The 23,079-nt window shown below is 42.1% G+C and carries 19 protein-coding genes; 8 read left to right on the forward strand and 11 right to left on the reverse strand.

Going from position 1 to position 23,079, the window contains the following annotated elements; genetic code table 11:
* Positions 1-68 precede the first annotated feature (68 nt).
* The 4 genes from ACEN82_RS14025 to ACEN82_RS14040 form a co-directional block, all read right to left on the reverse strand.
* Positions 69-650 (reverse strand): TMEM175 family protein, encoded by a 582-nt coding sequence (locus ACEN82_RS14025; protein WP_090524963.1) that lies wholly within the window; start codon positions 648-650, stop codon positions 69-71.
* 15 nt (positions 651-665) lie between these two features.
* Positions 666-1,874 carry a glycoside hydrolase family 88 protein gene (locus tag ACEN82_RS14030; protein WP_413320057.1) on the reverse strand — a complete coding sequence of 403 codons (1,209 nt, stop codon included), beginning with the start codon at positions 1,872-1,874 and terminating at the stop codon, positions 666-668.
* 217 nt (positions 1,875-2,091) lie between these two features.
* Positions 2,092-2,739, reverse strand: a complete 648-nt coding sequence (locus ACEN82_RS14035) for a LamG-like jellyroll fold domain-containing protein (protein ID WP_413320059.1) — start codon at positions 2,737-2,739, stop codon at positions 2,092-2,094.
* Positions 2,740-2,758: 19 nt separating this feature from the next.
* Entirely contained in the window at positions 2,759-3,409 is a 651-nt protein-coding gene (locus ACEN82_RS14040; protein WP_413320061.1) for a hypothetical protein, read from the reverse strand.
* A 132-nt stretch (positions 3,410-3,541) separates the two neighbouring features.
* On the opposite strand from ACEN82_RS14040, the gene ACEN82_RS14045 reads away from it, so the two are divergent.
* The gene (locus ACEN82_RS14045) at positions 3,542-4,822 is read left to right on the forward strand and encodes a hypothetical protein (RefSeq protein ID WP_495643975.1); all 1,281 of its coding nucleotides are present in this window, start codon (positions 3,542-3,544) and stop codon (positions 4,820-4,822) included.
* A 93-nt stretch (positions 4,823-4,915) separates the two neighbouring features.
* On the opposite strand, the gene ACEN82_RS14050 is transcribed toward ACEN82_RS14045, so the two are convergent.
* From ACEN82_RS14050 to ACEN82_RS14070, 5 genes are all read right to left on the reverse strand, one after another.
* Positions 4,916-5,362: a hypothetical protein gene (locus ACEN82_RS14050; protein ID WP_413321765.1), complete on the reverse strand. Its 447-nt coding sequence runs from the start codon at positions 5,360-5,362 to the stop codon at positions 4,916-4,918.
* Between the two features lie 9 nt (positions 5,363-5,371).
* Complete coding sequence (locus ACEN82_RS14055; protein ID WP_413321764.1) at positions 5,372-7,582, reverse strand: outer membrane protein assembly factor BamB family protein; 2,211 nt, start codon at positions 7,580-7,582, stop codon at positions 5,372-5,374.
* Positions 7,583-8,001: 419 nt separating this feature from the next.
* Positions 8,002-9,312 carry a hypothetical protein gene (locus ACEN82_RS14060; protein ID WP_413321763.1) on the reverse strand — a complete coding sequence of 437 codons (1,311 nt, stop codon included), beginning with the start codon at positions 9,310-9,312 and terminating at the stop codon, positions 8,002-8,004.
* Positions 9,313-9,630: 318 nt separating this feature from the next.
* Positions 9,631-10,923 carry a hypothetical protein gene (locus ACEN82_RS14065; protein WP_413321762.1) on the reverse strand — a complete coding sequence of 431 codons (1,293 nt, stop codon included), beginning with the start codon at positions 10,921-10,923 and terminating at the stop codon, positions 9,631-9,633.
* On the reverse strand, positions 10,920-11,567 hold the full coding sequence (locus ACEN82_RS14070; RefSeq protein WP_413321761.1) for an RNA polymerase sigma factor: 648 nt from the start codon (positions 11,565-11,567) through the stop codon (positions 10,920-10,922). The genes ACEN82_RS14065 and ACEN82_RS14070 overlap by 4 nt, the downstream gene beginning before the upstream one ends.
* 582 nt (positions 11,568-12,149) lie before the next feature.
* On the opposite strand from ACEN82_RS14070, the gene ACEN82_RS14075 reads away from it, so the two are divergent.
* The gene (locus ACEN82_RS14075; protein WP_413321760.1) at positions 12,150-12,953 is read left to right on the forward strand and encodes a glycosyltransferase family 2 protein; all 804 of its coding nucleotides are present in this window, start codon (positions 12,150-12,152) and stop codon (positions 12,951-12,953) included.
* 71 nt (positions 12,954-13,024) lie between these two features.
* On the opposite strand, the gene ACEN82_RS14080 is transcribed toward ACEN82_RS14075, so the two are convergent.
* Both ACEN82_RS14080 and ACEN82_RS14085 read right to left on the reverse strand, forming a co-directional pair.
* Entirely contained in the window at positions 13,025-14,242 is a 1,218-nt protein-coding gene (locus tag ACEN82_RS14080; RefSeq protein ID WP_413321758.1) for a glycosyltransferase family 4 protein, read from the reverse strand.
* Positions 14,239-15,651: an oligosaccharide flippase family protein gene (locus ACEN82_RS14085; protein WP_413321757.1), complete on the reverse strand. Its 1,413-nt coding sequence runs from the start codon at positions 15,649-15,651 to the stop codon at positions 14,239-14,241. Before ACEN82_RS14085 ends, ACEN82_RS14080 begins: the two co-directional genes overlap by 4 nt.
* Positions 15,652-15,854: 203 nt before the next feature.
* Between ACEN82_RS14085 and ACEN82_RS14090 the strand changes: the two genes are divergently transcribed.
* The 6 genes from ACEN82_RS14090 (at position 15,855) to ACEN82_RS14115 (ending at position 23,077) form a co-directional block, all read left to right on the forward strand.
* The gene (locus ACEN82_RS14090) at positions 15,855-17,543 is read left to right on the forward strand and encodes a hypothetical protein (protein ID WP_413321756.1); all 1,689 of its coding nucleotides are present in this window, start codon (positions 15,855-15,857) and stop codon (positions 17,541-17,543) included.
* Positions 17,536-18,555 carry a glycosyltransferase gene (locus ACEN82_RS14095; protein ID WP_413321755.1) on the forward strand — a complete coding sequence of 340 codons (1,020 nt, stop codon included), beginning with the start codon at positions 17,536-17,538 and terminating at the stop codon, positions 18,553-18,555. The genes ACEN82_RS14090 and ACEN82_RS14095 overlap by 8 nt, the downstream gene beginning before the upstream one ends.
* Entirely contained in the window at positions 18,545-19,747 is a 1,203-nt protein-coding gene (locus ACEN82_RS14100; RefSeq protein WP_413321754.1) for a glycosyltransferase family 4 protein, read from the forward strand. Before ACEN82_RS14095 ends, ACEN82_RS14100 begins: the two co-directional genes overlap by 11 nt.
* A complete protein-coding gene (locus ACEN82_RS14105) occupies positions 19,686-20,813 on the forward strand; it encodes a DUF1972 domain-containing protein (protein WP_413321753.1) in 1,128 nt (375 codons plus the stop codon). The genes ACEN82_RS14100 and ACEN82_RS14105 overlap by 62 nt, the downstream gene beginning before the upstream one ends.
* On the forward strand, positions 20,788-22,053 hold the full coding sequence (locus tag ACEN82_RS14110) for an O-antigen ligase family protein (protein ID WP_413321752.1): 1,266 nt from the start codon (positions 20,788-20,790) through the stop codon (positions 22,051-22,053). Before ACEN82_RS14105 ends, ACEN82_RS14110 begins: the two co-directional genes overlap by 26 nt.
* A gap of 61 nt (positions 22,054-22,114) precedes the next feature.
* Positions 22,115-23,077 carry a nucleotidyltransferase domain-containing protein gene (locus ACEN82_RS14115; RefSeq protein WP_413321750.1) on the forward strand — a complete coding sequence of 321 codons (963 nt, stop codon included), beginning with the start codon at positions 22,115-22,117 and terminating at the stop codon, positions 23,075-23,077.
* The last annotated feature ends 2 nt before the right edge of the window (positions 23,078-23,079 follow it).

Below are 23,079 nucleotides of genomic sequence, written 5' to 3' on the forward strand. Positions count from 1 at the left end.
AGCACCACGTAAGCAGGGTTACTGCACTTTTTATCATACCGGGATCCCGATCTTAATTCAGGCAACTGTTAAGATTCGAGGAGACGTTCGAAACGTTTATCGGGTATAAACCAACTCCCGGCTACCACTACATAAATTACAACGCTGACAACAGGATTTAGCCAGGTACATAATATAGCAACCGCGTACAGCACCACAGAAATTTTCCCCTTAAAATCATTGCCGAAAGCTTTTGCTATTAACGAGTCTTCACCGTGATGTTTAATGAGCATTAACGCCAGGATGCGATAGGCAATACCATTCATAATGAGCACCACACCATAAAAGAAAACCGGCCATTGGGTGAGGTGGGTCTCTCCCATCCAGCCGGTTACAAAAGGTATCAACGATAGCCAGAATAACAGGTGTAGGTTGGCCCACAATATTTTACCGTTTACAGAGCGTACCGCCTGCAAGGTATGGTGATGATTGTTCCAGTAAATACCTACATATACAAAACTGAGCAGATAGCTTAAAAAAACCGGGATAAGCGGTTTCAAAGCTTCCAGGCTTTCGCCATGCGGAACCTTCATTTCCAACACCATAATGGTAATAATGATGGCTATTACGCCATCACTAAATGCTTCTAACCTGCCTTTACCTAATGCCATGGGCTAAATATAGCATTATTTGGCAAAAGCCTTATAACGCTGCATAGCCTCAACAAAGTAATAATCGGCATAAGTTAAAGGTACGTCAACTTCGGTACCTGCCGGGAAATGGCCCACGCTGTGTTTCAAAATAAAACCTCCGTTAGTGTTCAAATCAGCTTTATATACCGGTGCAGATAAGTTTTTGATAATAGTTTGGGCCGTATTAAAATACTCCTGGCCATCCTTTTTATCTACATAACGGCAAAGTTCAAGCAAGGCCGAGGCCATAACTGATGCTGCAGAAGCATCGCGCAACGCATTGGGGATGTTTGGTGCGTTATAATCCCAGTAAGGTATTTTATCGGCAGGCAAGTTTGGATTGGTCAATATAAAATGCGCTATATTTTTTGCCTGCTCAAGGTATTTTTTGTCTTTAGTTTCGCGGTACATAACTGTATAGCCGTATAGCCCCCAGGATTGTCCCCTTGCCCATGCCGACTCATTAGCAAAGCCCTGTGCGGTTTTCTTTTCTTTTACCGCCCCTGTTTGTTCATCATAGTTAATTACGTGATACGAGCTAAAATCCGGGCGGAAGTGGTTTTTCATAGTGGTATTGGCATGGGTAACCGCTATTTTATAAAAGCTCGAGTCGCCGGTTGCCTTGGTAGCGTAAAACAACAGTTCCAGATTCATCATATTGTCAATGATCACCAGAAAATCATTAGCCTTTGAATTCCATGAACGGATACAGCCAACCGTTGGGTTAAACCTTGTTGAAAGTGATTTGGCACTATTAATCAGAATTTCTTTATACTCAGGTTTCGGCTCAAGATGGTTTGCTGTACCGAAGCTGCAATACATCATAAAGCCGAGGTCATGCGTCCCTTTATTATATTGTTCTTTTTCGAGGCCTTTCAAGTTTTCATTAGCCTGGTTAAGCAGCTCAGCATCTTTAGTTTGCTGATATAGATTTAGTAATGTTCCTGAATAAAAACCACTGCACCACCAGCTGCTGTTGCTTGTTTCAAACTTATCGGTATTAAGGTGATACGTTTTAGGAAATTGCTCAGGCCCAAACTGTTTGGCCATATACTTATATTGTACATCCGCATTAGCAAAGTTTTTTTTGATGGTTGCCAATACAGCCTTTTGGGGTTTAAAACTATTTTGCGAAAAAGAATTGAGACTTAGCGCTAATAAACATGCAGTAATTGTTGATTTGTACAGGCGTTTAAATTTCATAGACTATAAATAACTGGTTAAAGTGCTTATGCAGGGCACATTTCAAGTTATAAAAGTGCAGATTTTGGTTCAATAAAAACAAGCACAGGACAGCCATTTGACTATATATTTCTACTACATCGATGTAGTTAGGGCGTTTTTTTGCAATTGAAGACTTACGAAGTTTAAAAACCTCGCAAGGACGGATAGAGAGCGCACAAATCCCTAACCATAGTTCTTAGTTAAAAGCCGTTACTACAAGATTTTTGTAAGCACCTTTGGGGCAGTTTCCATGCCAATAACCTACCGCACCGCTTTTCATTGATGGATCAAGCGGGGTGTACACCATCGCCGGCTTCGGGGCATTATCCACATAAACCTCCATTTTGCTGCCCCGAACCACCACTTTAACATGAAACCATTTATTTTGCGGAATCATGGCTTTAGCCTGGTATTTTGTTGCCTCATAGTCCCACCAGTTAAACTCGGCCTTTTTTTCGGGCATGTACTGGATAGCGTTAATAGTACCGGATGATCCCGGCCTGAAATAAACTGTTTCATAATGATGGGCATCCCGGATGTGAAAACCCAAACCAACAAAGCCACCTTTGGGATTTGCACAAGCTACATCCATTTCAATAATACCATCCTTAAAATTTAAACCCGGCTTATACGCTAAACTGGCAGATTTGTAGTCGCCGATTTTCCGTTTAATGAGCAGCGCTTTTTGTCCCTGGAAAGTACCCAACTCATAGTCAAGCGTATCGTTTTTTGGGATGATCCATTGTTTAGGGTTTACAACCGAAAGGTTGTATACCTGGTGCTTTTGTTGTGCCCGTGTTTCCACGGCAGCAAACAGCATTAACATTAAGACTAATTTTTTCATGATGATGGTTGTTTTATACTTATTGAGTAATAACAAGGTTGGCAAAATCGCCCGGCAACCCGGACGACCAAAGGCCAACGAGCCCGCTTTGCCGGTTATTCAGTTTTTTTACAGTAAGCGATGGTTGATGGGAATGGTCAACATACACAACAATATTATCGGCATTAACTACAATACGCGCATGAAACCAGGCCTCCGCCAGCGGAAAAGGATTTACTGCATTTTCATAAACCAGCGGATGCTCCTTACGGAGTTTATCCCAGGGAAAATCCGGCTCGCTGATGTATTGTACCGTATGTTTGCGGCGAAGCGTATCTGTGGTTTGGAAATTAAAAGGGCGAAAATAAATAACATCATTGGTTGTAGTATCAACCCCGTGAAAAGCTATACCCAAAAAGCTTTCCTGAAAAACATCCCTGCCCCGCAAATCAATATCAATAGTGCCTGTTTTAAAATCCACATCTTTAAGCCATAAAATACCATCTAATGTCAGGCCTTGTTTATTGCCGTCGGTAAGTTCTTTAACAGTTTGGCGAGTGTAGGCTTTCACCAGTTTATTTTCCTTCAGCAATTGGTTAATATCATATGTAACTTTCTTTTGCTGACTGTAACAAAAGCCGCTGCCAAGCGTCATGCTTAGTATGGCAAACAATAAAATCTTGTTGTTCATGGGTTTTGATTTTAACTTTAATCAAAACTTGCAAATTGTCATTACAATAAAGCACGGGCGGCATTTCAAGTTAAGTTCAAGTTTGTTCAAAGCATTTTAGGGATTTTAAATCACATTATTACCTGTAGATCAATGGAAAAGGAAAAACAATTGCTTTTGTTATGCCGGCAGCTTATTGAGCGAACCTTAAATTGGGGTGATAGTGATATTTGGGTTAATGATGACTTTGAGCAGCTAAGCCAGCAAATCTTTGATAAAACACGGGTACAGCTCAGTGTATCAACTCTGAAAAGGATCTGGGGTAAGGTGCGCTACGAAAGCTTCCCCAATGCAGCAACGCTGAATGCCCTTGCCCGTTTCCTTGACTACACCAGTTGGCGCGATTTCAGGCAGCACCACCAGGTTAACGGCGTAATTGAGCAACCGGTTAAAATAAATGATTCATATACCTCAGTTGTGGCTCCGCTTTCAAAACCCGGTTTACGCTATATATGGTTTGGCAGCACATTGCTGCTGGTATTGGGCGCATTGTTTTTCATGAGCAGCAAGCGCAATAAACCAATTGATCCAGGCTCAATAAAATTCACCAGCAAGAAAGTTTCTGACGATTTGCCTAACTCAGTTGTATTTAATTATGATGCCTCAGCATTTCATTCTGATAGCGTTTTTATTCAGCAATCATGGGACCCTAATCGCCGCGAACAGGTACCCGGTGACGGCAAACAGTATACCTCTATCTATTATGATCCCGGTTATTTTATAGCAAAGCTCATTGTAGACAAACATGTGCGAAAGGAAACATCGGTATTTATTAAAACCAAGGGCTGGAAAGGCATCCTTGATCACCAGCCCATACCTGTTTATCTTTCGCCGGAAGAAATTAAAGGGCAGGGCTTTATGGGAATTACAGCATATGTCATGGAGCAAAAATCAGGAACACCTGTTTTTAACAATACCTGGGTAAAATTTGCCAACATTCGCGAATTTCCAGGAATTAATGCAGATAATTTCACCATGGATTGCACCCTGCGCAATACCTCAACACCCGGCCAATCGGCCTGCGCCAAAGCCGACCTCACCATTTTAGGTAATGGTACCGCAATTGTGATCCCCATAGTAAACAAAGGGTGTATCGCCGATATGGGCATTTTAACCGGTGAAGAATGGGTTGATGGCAAAAACCATGACCTGAGTGCCTTTGGTACAGATATGTCACAATTTCAAAACCTGAGATGCAGCGTTAATGACCATTACCTGAAAATATATCTTAATAACAAACAGATCTTTGAATTTAAACAGGCTCACACCATGGGCCGTATTGTAGGCATCCGTTTTGAATTTGAAGGGCCTGGGCAGGTAAAACATTATAAGCTACAAACGCCCGGAGGAGCTGTTTATGAGGAGCAGTTTTAAGAGAGGCCGCTCACGATCGTCAACTAAAAGACCTTAAACAACGTCATTGTTTCATACCTTATAATGACGTAGTTTTAATGTGGGCGATTATTCTTAATTTACCGAATTATCCTCTACCTTAATATCATACCCCTGGACAAGCAGATCACTCACGCTCGTGGTAAATGGTTTAACAAATTGCTCAATCTTAGCATAAGCCTCCTGAACGGCATCTTCATTTTGTGGGTCAAAAACAAGCTCATCCAAATTACTGATCGCCTTATTATCGCCACGATGCACATCGGCAATTAAAAATATACCTTTAGCATCACTTTTATGGTCGGGGTGATTTGGTTCTGTTTGAGCATTGATGGAAAATACCAACCCATAATCATCATCAGAGATATTTTTTAAAACAGTGATCTCCAATACAAGGCAAAAAGCGCCATTATCGCTATAACATTGCTGCGTGTACTGGCATTTGATCAGATCCTGAAAATCATTTTCGGCCTTTAACCGTATCTGCTCGTACAAATCAAAAACTGCTTCAAATAAATCCATAAAGAGGTGTTAGTCGGTTAATCCAAAACAAACATAACTATCTCCCGACTTACTTCCAATTTTTCCACCGCCACAGGCAATAACTACGTACTGTTTACCATCAATTGAATAAGTTGCTGGGGTAGCATAACCCGCCGCCGGCAAATTAGCTCCCCAAACCACTTTGCCGGTACGTTTATCAAACGCACGGATCTTTTCATCCTTAGTGGCCGCAATAAATACCAAGCCACCTTTGGTAACCACCGGACCACCATAGTTTTCCGTGCCGGTTAGGGGGATTCCTTTTTTGGTTAACTCAGGATACTCACCCAGCGGCACTTTCCAAAGCAACTTGCCCGATGTAAGGTTGATAGCATTGAGCGTACCCCATGGCGGTTTTATACCGGGATAGCCATCCTTATCTAAAAAACGGTTATAACCATTCATGGCATAAGGTACTTCATCAAGCATTTTCTTTTCCGCCTCCGAACTGGCGGAGCGATTGCCAGTTGGTTCTTTGGCTACCTCTTTCGCCCCCTTAGTTTCCGGGATCTTGAGCAGGAAAGTAAGCAGGTTCTTTTTATCTGTGGGCGAAATCTGTTTAAAAGAAGGCATCATGTTGCGGCCGGCGGCAATAATACCGCTCACCTGATCGGCTGTATACTTTTTGCCGATGTTTACCAACGATGGATAGGATGTGCCGTTACCCTTCAGTTCGGCACCGTGACAGCCGATGCAATTCGTATTATACACCACATGTCCTAATGCCTGCGGTGAATGATCATTAGTGTTGGTTTTAGGTACATCGATCATTACCTGCGCCCATGGCATTTCTGAGCAGTTTACATATAGTATCTTACTTTCAGGATCAACAGCAGCTCCGCCCCACTCGCCCCCGCCGTCAAAACCGGGGAAGATCCAGCCGCCCTCCTTGCTTGGCGGGGTAAACATGATCCGGTTTTTAACCTGGTTATATTTTGACAGCATTTCCCTGTTCACTTCGGGCGTACGGTCGGTAACATCTTCGGGATTAAACATTTGCCGGGCGAAAGGTTGCGGCAAAGTTGGGATGGGTTGCGTAGGCCAAACCTCTTCGCCGGGAAGGGCTTTGGTTGGCACAGGTGTTTCCACTATCGGGAATATAGGTTTTCCATTCGTTCTGTCGAACATAAATACATACCCATGCTTGGTGATTTGTGTTACGGCATCTATCTTTTTACCGTCTTTAACAATGGTTACCAGGTTTGGATTGGCAGGCAGGTCACGATCCCAAAGGTCGTGATGCACAAATTGGTAATACCATTTCAGCTTACCCGTAGCTGCATCAAGTGCCAGCAATGAATTGGCAAACAGGTTTTGCCCTTTCCTGAACCCACCATAAAAGTCACCACCTACTGAACCGGTTGGAATGTAAACGATCCCCCGCTTTTCATCCAAAGCCATACCCGCCCAATTGTTAGCTCCGCCAAATTTTTTGTAAGCCGTTGTATCTTTCCAGGTATTGTAACCCACTTCGTCGGGATGCGGTATGGTGTGGAAGATCCATTTTAGCTTTCCTGTACGGGCATCGTAAGCACGCACATGCCCAGGGGCTGCATCGGCTGATTCGGATACACGGTCACCAACAATCAATACATCTTTATAAACCACGCCGGGCGTGGTTCCTGCGACAAATGATTTTGTATCCCTGTCTAAATTCTTAGTGAGGTCGAGATAGCCACCCTTGCCAAATGAGCGCACCGGAGTGCCGTTTTCGGCATCAATAGCCCAGGTTTTAGCACCCACGCTGTAGAAAATCCTCTTTTCGCCGCCATTATCATTTTGCCAGTATGTTACTCCGCGGCTCACTTTATAATAAGCCATCGGGTCGCCGTTATTGGTGGTATCATCCTTTGCTGGATCAAACAGCCACTTTTGCTGGCCTGTGGCAGCATTGAGCGCAAATAGCTTCAATTTAGGACTGGTGCCATACAAAATACCATCAACCATAATTGGATTACATTGATTTTGGCTGCGGTTTGCGGTATCCTTATCGCCCGTACTAAAAGTCCACATCACTTTTAGCTTATTTACATTATTTAAAGTAATCTCTTCGTTTGATGAATATCGTAACCCTTCTTTTGAACCCGCATAGGCGGGCCAACCGCTATAGTTATTGTTTTGATTGCCTTGCTGATTTTTACAGGACGTATAAATACCTGCCACAAAACACATGGCTATAAAATACCGTGGCTTAATCATTTATAAGGATAATATTGGTGTTAAATTGGTTATGTATAAGGAAACGTTGCCCTCTAATGTATGAATAAAAATTATCTTATAAATAGAAGGAGGCGGTATTATAAATGATAAGCTTCATTTTTTAATCCAAATACCTTAAGCGATATTATAGTTTCTATTAAATTAATTTTTCTAACAAAACAGGGGTTAACAGGGTTAACACAATTCAGGGTTAATATTTATTTAAAATATTAACAATCAATTAATTGGCATAATTTTATAGCAAAAATGCGGCAACCCCTTTTGTATAAATATTATCGGCTAATTTTAACTCATAGGTAACACAGCACCGGGGTTGTCAATTTGATTTATGACGCAGCTTCTTCTATATAAACATCCGTTCAAACGGACACAACATCCCCCAAACAGTAAAACGCCGTTTACTTCTTTACCAAGCTTACCGGTTCAACTTCCTGGCTCAGCAATTTGCCAAACAATTCCCAACGCTTTGCAGGAGCTTTGGCCGTGCCTCCGTTTGATTCAATGTAGTTTTTCACTAAATCCTGGCCGTAATTGTAGTTGATAACATAGCTGCGATATTTTTTGATAAAGCTGATTGATTTTTGAGCTGTCTCATCGTTCATGAGGCAATACTTTCTAAGGTACGACAATGCTTTATCCTGTCTCATGGTATTATTGATCAGCCCTCTTGCAGCCTCATTGCGTGCATAGTTTAAAGTTCCTTTTATGGCGAGGGCCTTGAAATACAGGTCGGCACCGGCGGTATCCAAACCGGCCAGCGGCAGCAATACGTTTTTCGCAAACTTTATTTTATCATCACCGGGGAACGCTACCTCAATACCGTAATTGGCACTGCCCTCGGCAATTAACGATTGCGGACTAAACAACGGGTACAGAGAAATTTCAACCCAGCCTTTATCATGATAAAGGTTTTTCTCCAGCAGCATGTTGTATACATGGTGCCCGGGATAGCTTTCATGACTGCCCACATCAATAGCTCGGTCAATAAAGATCTTCAGGTCGGTATTGATCTGTACAGTGCTTTTGTAACCTCCTTTATACCAGTTATAGCCCGACCATGATTTATTAGTTACATACTCCAACGTAAATGTTTCGCCGGCAGGCAGTTGGTAATGTGCAATTGTGCGCTTGCGGGCTTCGGCAATAGCCGCTTTTATAACAGGGTCTAATTTATCTTTTGAGATAATAAACTTATTGGCCAGTTTTTGAAACCTATCGTTCACGTTTCCTTTACCCGGTAAAATGCTGTCGAGCAGGGCTATCTGCCCCTTAAAAAAATCATCGGTATAAACCGGCGCTGCTACACCAAATAACTCGCGCGATTCTTCATCAAAAGGCCTCTCCTCTCCCGAAAAAATACGGATCCGGCGACTGAAGGCCACCAGTTGATCGGCCATCCAGTTAGCACGGATTTTATTAGTATCAATTTTTGTAGTGTTGGCGATGGTACGCAGGTCATTCATCAGGCTGTTTGCCGATGCCAGCAGGCTATCCTTAGGGAAAGTTTTAAGAGGCTCGGATTGGGGTTTCAGTGAATCCGGCCCGTAATAAGCATCTACAAAATCGCCGTCGTATTGCCCTATTGCAAGGCCAAGCTTTACATATTCAACGGCAAGGCCGTTGAGTTTTTTATTTTCGAGTTGCTGTGCCGGGCCATGCCCACATGAAAATAGTAATAACAAGGGGGCAAAAAACAGTAGTTTTTTCATGGAGATTGATCTTGTGCGGTAAATGTGGCGCAAGATAATAATTCCATTTAGTATAAGAGGAATACGGGTCTCTACCCTGGGGAAATTGCTTTTAACCAGGTGCAGATTGGAAAACAATAAATGAAAAATTTTCACACTAATTTTTACGTATTAATCGAATTACACGAATTGAATCAATTTAAGATTCGTGTAATTCGATTAATTGTGGAGAGTTTGCAAAGCATTAGTGTAGAATTTTTTCAGTATGAGATTAGTAAAACAGATCGAATTATTTTAAACGCGATTTCCCTGCCTCACCGTAAGGGTTGTACAAAATGCTTACGGCTTTCTGAACGAATTAAGATTATACGTTACCCCCACCGCTACGCCTGTAGACTGCAGTTTAATATCAGAATATCCAACGCCCGAAATTGGCACTTTCATATACGGCTGAACGCTTATCCCAAACTTTGAGTTTATCTTGTGCTCATAGGTTGCATTTATATTGACAATACTCAATAAATATCCTTTACTGTTAGGTACAGTATAAGTTTGAGGCCATGCGGCACTATTAGCACCATCGCCATAATTATAAGTATATTTTTCGTGCAGCATCAGGTATGAGGATAAACCAGTACCCACCGATAATTTATTGCGAAAATTACCATACACCTGGTAAGCTATATTGATCGGGATATCAAGCATTTTGCAATCGGCAGTTACATCAATTGGGTCATGCTTAAAGCTATATGTAGTATTATAATTAGCAAAGCTTGTACTGTAAGGCTTTGACGAATACACAACACCACTTGTAATAGTTAACTTTTTAGTGGCACCAAATGAAAGCAGTAAACCATAGTTGCTGCCAACTTTACCCTGAAAGGAATTTGTACCATTAACATCAGATGATGCCAGCGCCGTAATAGCCCATTGCGGCCGGTAACCAAAGCTCTGTTTAGTTATTTTTTTATTAGGTTTTGTTGCAGATGCTTGAAAAGGTTGCCTTTCAATATTTGTTTTAAAATCAGGAACAGCTAAAGGAGAAGATTGTATGTCAAGTGATAATGCCCTATTTGCCAGCAAATTTGAAATGGTACCATTATTACCAGTTGGCTCGGTACCTGCCATCAGGGCGTGATCGTGTTGCATAATGGTATCCCGGCTAATTCCCTTTTTGTTTACACCTGGAATATTATGGTGGGAGCCGGCAACAGATGGCGTTAAACTTATTTGACCTGTATGAGCATGATTGCCTGTATTGCTGTTGGCAGCTATGTTGCTGTTCCCGGCCGGCCGGGTTGTTAATAAACTGTCTGTTGGTGGTTGCGGCGTAACCCCGCCACTGGCTCCGGGATTTGTTTTAGGCGTAGCGGGCTTAACCTTAACCTGTTGTTGCCCTGCTATATTATCATCCTTTACATTAGGTTTAAAAAACCACCATCCTAAAAATAGCAGCAACATCGCTGCTATTCCGCTTGCAATTGGCAACCAGTAAACAATTCCACGACGTTTCTTGCCCTTGTCAAGCATTTGCTCAAGCGCACCCCAGTCATCCTCGTTAAACGCGCGATGATTTGCCGGGTCTTCCAGCTCCTTCTTAAAAATGTTATCTAAATCTTCTTCGCTTTTCATCCTCTGATACCATTATTAAAAAAAGTTGTCCTTACATCTATACCTATGCCATTATAGGCCACAATCGGGTTAAAATCCATTCCCCTGTTGTAATTGGTTTTATTAGCAGTTTCCTCTGCTTTTAATATCATTTGTTTTAGTTTGTGCCTTGCTTTATGCAGGTTTGATTTAGAAGTTCCGGCGCTGATATTCAACATTTCGCCTATTTCTTCATGCGAATATCCGTCAATCGCAAAAAGGTTAAATACGGTACGATAAGCTTGCGGCAACTGCTGTACCATAGCCAACAGATCTTCATAGTTTAAATTTTTATCTGTAAGATCCCCTTCACTCACATTTTCTGCCTTCTCCAGATCTTCCGTGTAAGCCATTTTTAAGTTAGCCCGGTAATAATCAATAGAAACATTCATCATAATGCGGCCAATCCATGCTTTAAACGGCCTGGAAGTATCAAACCTGTCTATATGGGTAAATACCTTCATAAAGCCCTGGTTCATTACTTCTGCAGCCTCATCACGGTTGCCCGCGTAACGCAGGCAAATACCCATAGAAAAGCCATAAAACGCCTTATAGAGCATTTTCTGACTTTTCCTGTCCTGCTTTACGCAGCCATTGATCAGTTGATGTAACTCTTCTTCGCCCATATGGGGTTTATAAACTCAGAATCAAACACATAAATTTAACCTTATCTACGCACATCACGGCAACTATTATTAAAAGGTTGCCTGTTGTGCAAAATAATTTAAATTTTTCACACTGTTGGATAAAATCATGCACACTTTTCTCACCTACGGAAATTATTTATACAAAATATGCACAAGTTAATACAGCCTCAATAAATCCCTACAAATAATTATATTTTTGATAATGAGGCAACCGGTACGTGTGTTTATAGCGTAATACCATGTAAATCCCGCCTGTTTGAAAGGCCTTTTATGAGAATCGATATAAACCCAAACTTCCCTGTAAAAAATTGTAAAACTTGCGGGACCCGTCCGGTAATTGAACAAGCTAAAGATCGCTGGATTATCTTGTGTCCCAATCCGAATTGTCGAAATGCCATTTCTGATAAGCTGATCAATGTAACAGAATGGAATAAGCAAAATCCATAATGTTTTTTCGCCGGTTTATTTATCTTAAGGCAACCATCCCCGGAACATGCACGATATATATTATAAAAGGGCATAACAAGCCTTAATAATTTATATTACTAATACTACTGTTGCATGGTACCGGTGTCTGTTGTGATTATTACTAAAAACGAAGCTGCCTTAATTGAAGATTGTATAAAAATGGCTTCTTTAATTACGGATGATATTGTTGTGATTGATAATGACAGTACCGATGGCACACCGCTTATTGCCTCCCGTTATGGCTGCAGGGTATTTCAAAAAAGCTGGAGCGGATACGGCGCAAACAAAAATAAAGGGATAGCCCAGGCCCGTTACAACTGGATCTTAAGTATTGATGCTGATGAGATACCTGATTTGGAGCTTATTAAATCGCTCCATAATTTAACCTTTGACAAACCGAATGTTGTTTACGATATCAAATTCAAATCATACTTTGGCAAAAAGCTGATCCGCTTTGGTAATTGGGGAAATGATCATCACCTGCGTTTGTTTAATCGTTCATTGGTAAAATGGGGCGAAACCGAAGTACACGAAACCTTGCTTTTGCCTTCCGATGCCGAGATCAAAGGCATAGCGGGTTATATCCAACACCACTCTGTAACTGATATAGATGACTTTAAGCGTAAAGCTATTCTTTATGCGCAGCTAAGCGCAGCCAAATATTACAAAGCCGGTAAAAAGGCTACATTTATCAAGCTATATTTCTCGCCCGCTTTTGGCTTTTTACGCAATTACATTATCAGGCTTGGTTTTTTAGATGGAGCTGAAGGATTGGCTATAGCGCGTGTTATTTATAAAAACACACGCCTTAAATACGCTTATCTGAAACAATATAAAGAGCTGTCTCAAACGCGAAACACCTATCGTAATGAGTTGGCTATAGAGCAGATTAACTAACCAAGGTATGGTATGTATAGTTGGTAGTCTGAAGTCAAAATTAAACAGGACTTTTGACCTGAGGCTAAGTACTATCGACTTAAAACTTTGTCCAGAACCTGTTGGTAAAACTGCAGGGTTTGTCTGGCCACCATATCGATATCAAAACATCCTTTTACCTTTTCATTGCCAGCTAAAGCAAGTCGCAGGCGTTTTTCAGGCTCATTGAGCAATGTAACTATTGCCGATGCCAATTGCTCAATATTGTCCGGATCTATCAGCAGCCCGTTAACGCTATCATCAATAAGTTCGGGGCCGGATGTGCGGTTTGAATTGATCACCGCCGTTCCGCATGCCATGGCTTCTAACGGCGCAAGTGCAAAAGCTTCGGCATACGAGGGGAATACCGCCACTGCCGAATTACTTAAACGGGCATAAAGTTCATCCCTCCCCACATGCCCTTTAAACACAACACTGCTTTTTGCATCCTTCTGCAAGCAGGCGATTATTTTATTTACCGGGCCTTTCCCCAATATCAGTAACCGGGCATCAGGGACCTGTTTTATAACTATATTCCAGGCCTCCGCTAACTGAAAAATCCCTTTTTTTTGAACAAGGCTCCCCGTAAATACCACCTGTTTGGTATCGACCGGTGTACTGTTTCCTACTGCTAAGTTTGTATCTATACCATTAAACAACACCGTGATAGGCTTGTTGTACGACAGGTAAGCAGCACTTTTTTCTGCGGTATAGGCGCTTGCACTGCTAACGGCTGCTGCGCGGTTTAAAATATCCTGCTCCATTTTCAAAACATACGGTGCCACAGGTATCCCCGCCTCAGCATTGAAGTAAGTAATGGAACCATTTAATTTAACAACTACAGGAACAGGTGATGTTGGGAACGGCACATATGATTTACAAAACCTGATATAGTCATTATAATCGGGCATTTCAATAATATTGATCTGCTCACCGGCTATGATATGTTCCAGTTTTTTTTGATAAGCCGCAAGGCTTCTTTTTATATCCCGTTGCGTAATACCTGTATCCAGTAATATCCTGTTGAGCATCCGTACCCCGGCAGACCGCTGATTTTCAAACCACTTATCATCAATGCCCCAGCGATACCTCAAAACTTTTACACCTTCATCCTCAAATTCATCCGCGCCTCCGTATCCGCGGCTATACAACCCGGCAACAATTACCTTATGTCCCAGCTTTACCATTTGCCGGGCAATGAGCCGCACATAGGTTCCAATACCGCCATGCGGTCCGGGAGGATATTCATCGCACAGGTATAAAATGTTCATTGCGCTAAAAACTGTTTACTGTTTTGAATATTGCGACTGCTCAATTGTTTTGATATTAAAGCTATTAACAGATAAAAAACTATCCCCAATAAAAGCCTGAACAAGAAATGTATGTTGATTGAAGCTGTTATAAACCAGCCGGCCAAAGCAGCAGGGAGCAGTATCACAAATGGCCGTGAGCTGATATGCATAATATTTTCATTCACCAACCTGTAATAAAGCACCGCCTGTAATATATTGGTAATTAAAAATGCCACAGCCGAACCAATACCATTCAATAGCGGGATCAATATCAGGTTAAGCGCAATATTTGTTGTAGCACAAATTACGGTAACAGATGATACAGCCTTGTACTTTTTAACGCTAAAACTTAACGACCAAAGCAGGTTTATGAAAAACTGCAGGGGTATGCACAACGACAGGATCAAAAATTCGGTAGCATTGGCAGCACCATATTTGCCGCCGGTTATCATCCCCACTACAGGTGTCCAAAGTATATTAAGGACAAGTGGTAAGAGCATAGCCAACAGCAACTCGACTGTATTAAAGGAATTTACCTGCTCCTGCAATTGGTTAGATGGCTTTAAGGCCATCAGCCTTGACAGGCGCGGTAAAATAACGGGAGCTATAACAAGCATGGGCAGGCGCGAAAGCTCATAAGCCCGGTATGCAAAACTATAGTCGGCCAGCACGGTTTTGCTTGCCATAAAACCCAGCAACAGCCAGTCCATCCGCGACAAGCTCATATCAAATATTACCGATACATACTGCGCCGTGGCCTCTTTAAGCAACTTTTTATAAGCGCGAAATTGAAATTTAAAACTAAAATCTGTTTTCGTGATAACATACATGAGCAGGGCCAGCAATTCGGCCCCGGCTGTACCTATCATTACCATAACTACAGAGCGAACTTGTAATTGATGGATAGTAATAAGATAAAACGCACCACAAACCCTTAGGCTGTTACTTATAATGGCGATTATGCCATAAGGCGTAAATTTTTCCTTTGCGTTTAAAAACTGCTTTAACGGAACACCCAGGAAAAGCAGGCCCTGGGCTATAAAAAACCATGGCAGCGCCTGGTAAATATTGTCGTGCAATACTAAACTTAATAATAACAGAACGCCCAGGGTTACAAAAAAAGTAGTGAGCGAATGGAACAAAAATGCAGCCGCCGCCCAATCCGACCGTTGTGAGGCTGCTATACGCCTGATCACTACCTGCTCCAGTCCAAACCCCAGGATGGTGGTAACAAATATCGATAAGGCATTCATCCAGCTAATGGCTCCAAAGCTGTCTTTACTCAGGTAAACAGAAATAATATAAAAAAAGATACTGCCAAGCACCTGCAAGGCAAGTGCCTGCAAACCTGACGAAAAAAACCTGATGAACGCTTTACTCCTGAACAACGACGTATATGTTTATACTCTTATACTATTGTTTTTATCGGCCGGTTGCCTGTAACATTTTAATATCCCGGTTAAATATCTGCATATATCAGCACATTAACGAGGCAACCATTCCATTTTTTGGCACGTAACCTATTTAAACGAAACAATTGCGACAAGGCCGGCAAAACCGGGAAATAAACATCAATAAATACAAGGGAATAATGACAATCAGTTTGCCGGGTTTTGATATTAAGAGGTGGAAAACTTATGCCGATTGGCGGCTGCTGATCTTCCTGCTGCTGTTTATCAACGTGCGGATCCCATTTAAGATAGTTGCGTTGATTTTTGTTTACATAAGCCAGTTTAACTTTCAATTTGGCTTTAAGCTGCGCAATTCAAGGATCCCGTTATTCTATCTGCTGGTTTTCCCTATAGCTATTGCCGCAGCAGTCATCAACCAAAATTTTTCCAACCTGTATTATATACCTGTTTTTGGCTGGGCTTTGATATGCTGGGCGCTGGCCCTGCTGGCGATTCACCAGGTTAAGCTGATGGTTGATAAAACAGATGCCGAAACCATTTACCGTACACTGATCATTTTTTTTATCATAAACGCAGCTTTCTCGGCAGGTAACCTAATGCATATTATGTGGATCACTAAAAGCATTAACCCCTATGCTTTTATGGGAATGCATCAGCGCTATTATATCAATACCGGCGATGATGTAATGGGCATAAGCTTTGACATTTCATCAACCAATGCCGTTATCTGCGCTTTCGGTGTGTTTTACTTCATTTATAAGAATAGCTTGCCCATGATGATCGTGTGCATGAGCACGCTGGTGCTTACCTACAGTAACCTCATCAGCATTTTGGTACTGCTGATCCTCGCTTTCATTTTTGTTTATAAAACCACGCGCAATCAAAAAAGCATGATAGTAGTGGCATTGCTGCTTTATGTGATCTCCCTCGTCAAAATATCGCCGCAAAATGAAAAGTATATTAACGAAGTGACTAAAAGTACGCTGCGGGAAAATCGTATTGAAAAACAGGGCCATGCAGCAGGGCAGGCAACAACTGCCAATCCCGGAGGGCGATTCATAACCAGGGATGAACAAAGAAGAAAATTTGCACAAAACTACCTGGACAGCCTGAGCAGGATAAAGGCTCAACAGGAAAAACCAAGCGCACTTGACAAAAAGATCAAAAGCTTGCCGCTTACTGATGACGGCAGGCTATACATCCCGGGGCCAAACACACACTTTGCCGAATTTTATAACACCGGCGAAATGACTCCTGACAGGCAACAGCTTATCGACTGTATAGCTGCTCACAAGGCCCAGCTACCACTTTGCCGGCTTGAGCCCTTCAATCCTGCATTGCCTGGAAAGATTACCGGTGCAATACAAACCTTTAATTATCTTACCAGCCATCCTTTACAAAGTATAGCGGGCTTAGCTCCCGGAAATTTTTCATCCAAAATAGCTTTCAGGGCGGTTGGTGCCGGTATAAGGGGCAATTATCCCCCAAAATACATCTATATCAACCCGGCATTTATGCACAATCATTTAGACCTGTACCTGAGCTTTTTCAGCAAGGATGCGGGTTTCCGTTCGGTACGCAATAACCCCTACTCCACTTACGATCAAATGCTGAGTGAATACGGTATCCTCGGATTGCTTGCCCTGCTTATATTTTACATTGGCTTTTTTGCCCGGCATTATAAAAAGCTTAGTTATGGTTTGCCCATACTAATCATGGTAACGGGCATTTTTTTTCTTGATTACTGGTTCGAGCAGCTCTCGGTACTGGTAATTTTTGAATTGATGTTACTCCTCAATATAAAAGAAACTACTACCCCCCATTTGAAAACAAAAACTACAGTGCAGGAGGAACTTGCGTATGCATAGCCCTCAAATTACTGTTTTAATGCCTGCTTATAATGCCGGTAAATATATTAGCGAAGCCATTACATCGGTACTTGAACAATCGTTTGCTGATTTTGAATTGCTGATTGTAAATGATGGCTCAACTGATGACACGGCAGATATTATCAACTCATTTAACGATGAGCGTATAGTGGTTTTGAACCAGGAAAACAAAGGTGTAGCTGCGGCCCTCAATAACGGTTTACGCCACGCGCGGGCGCCTTATATAGCCCGTTTCGATGCCGACGATGTATGTTATCCTTACCGCCTGCAGGTGCAGTATGATTTCATCACATCTCATCCCTATTATAGCATTATCGGTTCGGGAGTTGACTATACCGATGTTAACGGCGATCTGATATTTACCTGGCAACCTGACGCCCTGAGCCATAACCAGATAAGGCAGCTCAGTTACAGGATTTGTCCCTTCATTCACTCCAGTGTATTTTATAAGCGTGATACCGTTTTAAATGCCGGTGGCTACAATGAGCTGGCCTACACTTTTGAAGATCATTTTTTGTGGGCAGGTATTCTTAAACACGAAAAAGCTTTTAACCTTAATCAACCGCTCATTAAGGTGAGGCTCAATGCCGAATCCGTTACCATTGATGAAAAATGGCGTACAGGTAAATTCAGGCAGATCAAGTACAATGCCCTGCGCAAGGGGAGCATTACTGAAGCCGAAGGAAGGCAGTTGTCTGAGATCGGCATTAAACAGTTATCTCCACGCATCAAAAAAGGAGCTTATTATGCCCTGCTCGGCAAAAAATACCTGTGGAATAATTATCAGCCGGAAAAGGCAAGGGAAAACCTGCTGAAAACACTTTCTATCAGCCCGCTGCATCTCAAAAATTATTTCTTGCTGCTGATGTCATTTCTGCCCGAGCGTATGCTGATGAGTTTATACCAATTAGGTAAACGCAATTTCCGATTAGCCGAAGCCGAGCTGCCAACCGCTGTTTTAAATCAAAACGAATTGAATTATGGCAGCTAAAAAGATAAAACTGTTTGTTGATGCCCACTCCTTTGACAAAGAATTTCAAGGGGCACAAACTTTCATACGCGAATTATACAACCACCTGCTGGCCCACCGCCCGGACATAGATATTTACATCGGCGCCCACGATACCGATAATATCCGCAGATTGTTCCCCCTGCTGCCGCCGCAAAACATATTGCCTTATAAAAACAGGGGAATCAACATCCTGCGCTTTGTGTTTGATATACCAGCTTACATCAAAAAATACAGGTTTAATTTTGCACATTTTCAATACCTCAGCCCTAAAAAAATGGCGGGCTGCAGGTACATAGTAACCATGCATGATATGCTGTTTAACGATTTCAGGACGGATTTCCCCGTCCTGTTCAGCTTAACGCGCAATTACCTTTTTGGCCGCAGTATTAAAAATGCCGACATCAAAACCACTGTATCCGACTACTCGAAAGAACGGATCTGTGATTATTACCACATTCCCGCTGACGAGGTGCATATTATCCAAAACGGGGTAAATAACTCATTGCTGCAATACCAGTCATCAAAAAAAGAGGCAGAAGATTGGGTAGCAGAAAAATTCGGCATAAGAAATTTCCTCCTGTATACCAGCCGCGTTGAACCCCGCAAAAACCACCTTTTGCTACTGCAAAAATATTTGAAACTGAAGCTGTACGAAAAAGGCATTAGCCTGTTGTTCATTGGTAAAGCATCCATAAAAACGCCCGGCTTAGCCAGGCTCATCATGAGCCTTACGCCTGAGCAAGAGCGGTTTTTCAGGTGGATACCGCAGGCGGAACAAGCCGATCTGGCGGCCTTTTACCGGGCCTGCAGGCTGTTTGTATATCCCTCAAAAGCCGAAGGCTTTGGGATCCCGCCGCTTGAAGCAGCCATTTGTGGGGCGCCGGTACTATGCTCTTCAGAAACAGCCATGAAAAACTTTGGCTTTTTTACGCCATATACTTTTAACCCGGCCAATCATGCCGATTTTGAGCAAAAGCTATTACTTGCCGCACAGCAACCACCCGGAGATGCCTTCACCAGCCAGGTAGCGCGGCATGTTGAACAGCAATACCACTGGCAAAAAAGCAGCACCATATTTTACAACTTGTTACAAGCAAATTTTCATTGTCATGAAACTAAAAATAGCGATCTTAGGCACGAGGGGCATCCCGAACTACTATGGCGGGTTTGAGCATATTTCCGAATATGTATCGGCCGGCTTGGTAAAAAAAGGGCATTCAGTTACCGTTTATAACTCACACAACCACCCTTATGAAGCCGATACCTGGAACGGCGTTAACATTGTACATTGTTACGATCCGGAGTATCTGATAGGCACTGCCGGGCAGTTTGCCTATGATTTTAACTGCCTTATGGATGCCCGTAAACGTAAGTTTGATGTAGTACTGCTTATGGGCTACACCAGCAGCTCGGTTTGGGGGCACCTTTACCCGTCCAACAGCGTTATCATTACCAATATGGATGGACTGGAGTGGAAACGCTCCAAGTACTCAAAGCCTGTACAACAATTTTTGAAGTACGCGGAAAAGCTGGCCGTGAAACACAGCCAGTATTATATTTCCGACTCAAGGGTAATTAGGTCATATCTTAAGGATAAGTACGAGGTTGACAGCCGATATATCCCCTATGGTGCCGATCTGTTTTCAGACCAGGAACGTGAGCAGTTTGATAAAAGCGAGGTGCTTAAAGAAGATTATTTTTTGCTGATGGCCCGCATGGAGCCCGAAAACAACATTGAAACTATTTTAGAAGGCTTTAACAACAGTTCATCAAAAAAAAGCTTTATGGTTTTGGGCGATACCAGTAACCGCTTTGGCAAATTCATAACCCACAGGTTTAAAAACGATGATCGCATCCAGTTTAAGGGCGCCAATTTTGATAATTCGGTTGTGCGCGCACTACAGAACAACAGCTACCTGTATTTCCACGGGCATAGCGTGGGCGGTACTAATCCGTCCCTGCTTGAAGCCATGGCCAGCGAAGCCTTGATTGCCGCCCATAATAACCCTTTCAATAAATCGGTACTCAATTCAGATGCTTTTTATTTTGATAATGCTAACGAGGTACGCCATTTGGTTGAGAATGTGCAGCGCAAGGATCCCGAACGCGAAATGGTAAAAAATAACCTTCATAAGATCCAATACCAGTTTAACTGGGAGGTAGTGATCAACGATTACGAAGATTTTATACTGGAATGCTATAAGCAACAACATGGAAAAGTTACTAAGGCCCGATGATACGCTAAACAACAGGATAAGCTATTACCTGGTGATGCTGTTATTGCTGAGCCTGCCCTTCAACCTGTTTTACAGCCACCTGTTTTTAATAGGCCTGGCCCTGCATACTATCATACAAATTCGCAAAACAACTATAAAGCCGCTATTAACAAGGGCTAACTTTGCTTTGGCCGCTGTTTTTTTTGTAACGCTTTTGAGCATTATTTACACCACCAATAAACCCCAGGCTTTTACAGAGTTAGGCAGGCAGATTACTATTTTGCTTATCCCGTTAATCTTTTGTTTTAACCCGCTCGATTTAAAAAAACACCGGCATAAGTTTTTACTTGTATTTTCATTAGGCTGTACCATCACTATCACTTATCTTTTTTTACAGGCTCTTTTTACGATAAAATATTATCATCTGCCTTTAAAAGCATTGGCTTCTTCTGCGTTCACAAACCACAATTTTTCGGAACCACTGGAAATCCATGCTACATTTTTTTCCATGCAGATAGCCATAGCGCTGGTTTATCTCCTGTATGTTTTAGTAAGGGAACCGGTAAAGACCCGTAAATTTTTCTGGCTTACTTGCTGTGGCATTTTAGCAATGGGCATTCTGCAGCTTAGTTCAAAATCGATATTTATAGCTTTGCTGCTTATTATAAATATCGCGCTGCCTTTGTTTATACTAAAAGGGCAAAACCGCTTCAGGTTTATGGCCATTAGCGCAGCATTATTTATAGTGGTGATGGCAGGCATTTATACCAGGGATACTTTTAAAGAACGTTATGTAACCGAGCTAAAAAAAGACCTGAGCCAATCAACCGACGCCGAACTCACCGATCCGCGATTAGCGCGCTGGAGCGTGGCCATTAGCGTGGGAGCACAATCGCCTGTTATAGGTCATGGCGCAGGCACTGAAATTGGTTTGCTCAAAGACCCATTTTTTGACCATCAATTTTACCGGTCGTACCTGGCCGGGTTAAATGCACATAACCAGTTTATCAGCTTTTTTATTAAATCGGGGATCGTTGGGTTGATGGTTTACCTGTGTGTGCTGGCATTTGGCATCAGGGCAGCTGTTGCAAAACGCGACCTATTGCTCATGGCTTTTATGGTTATTATAACCGCCGTTTCCTTTTCCGAAAACTACTTAGATGTGGATAAAGGCATCTTTTTTTACAGTGTATTTTTCTCATTACTAATATTTTCTGCAAGCTCAGAAACAACAGGGACCCACGCTAAAAATATTGTGTAATTAGTTTATTCAAAGGCAACCAAAGCTGCAAGGGGTACGTCATCATTATATATACAAAGACGTGAAAAGTACAGTCATCTTAGTTGAAAAAAACAATAAACGATTGTTAAATACCAGGAATAATATTTTAGCTACCCTTGCCTATTTTGACATGTGGGACTACCCGTTAACCTACGGCGAGATATTCCTGTTTTTGGAAAACAAGTATGGCCGGCATGATTTCACTGAAGCGCTTGATCAACTTATCGTCAATAAACTGGTATTTCATTTCGACAGGTTTTATTCGCTCAAAAACGATTATATGATAGCGGTGAGGCGTAATAAAGGAAACAAAAAAGCAGCCGGGCTAATCAATAAAGCTAAAGAAATAGGCGCCTTCCTGATCCGGTTTCCTTTCGTTCGCGGTATTGGCATTTCAGGTTCCTTGTCTAAGAACTTCGCCGATGACAATTCGGACATTGATTTTTTTATCATTACCGAACGCAACAGGCTTTGGCTTGCACGTACGTTTATGCATATGTTCAAAAAACTTACCTTTTTGGTTGGTAAGCAGCACAACTACTGCATGAACTACTATATTGATGAGGCCCAACTGCAGATAGTTGAAAAGAACATTTATACAGCAATTGAAGTAGCAACTATTATCCCATTAGAGGGTGACCTTACCTTTGAAAGCTTTTATAAATCTAATGCCTGGACCTCCGGTTTCCTGCCTAACAAATGTATGCGCCTCGCTACTGCTAAACCATTAAAAAAGCGGTGGTATAAAACATTTGCAGAAAGCCTGTTCAATAATCCATTCGGCGATTGGCTGGATAATGTATTGATGAAAATCACCTCCGGGCGATGGAACAAGAAAACTGAAATGAAGAAATTGAATATGCGGGGTACGGTAATGAGCATGGCCGCAAGCAAACATTTTGCCAAGCCCTCTCCCGAAAACTTTCAAATTAAACTGATAGAAAAATACCGGATTAAAGTTTCCATGCTGTTACAGCAATTTGAAGAACGGATGGCGCAATAAAA

It is taken from the genome of Mucilaginibacter sp. Mucisp73 (genome assembly GCF_059491465.1).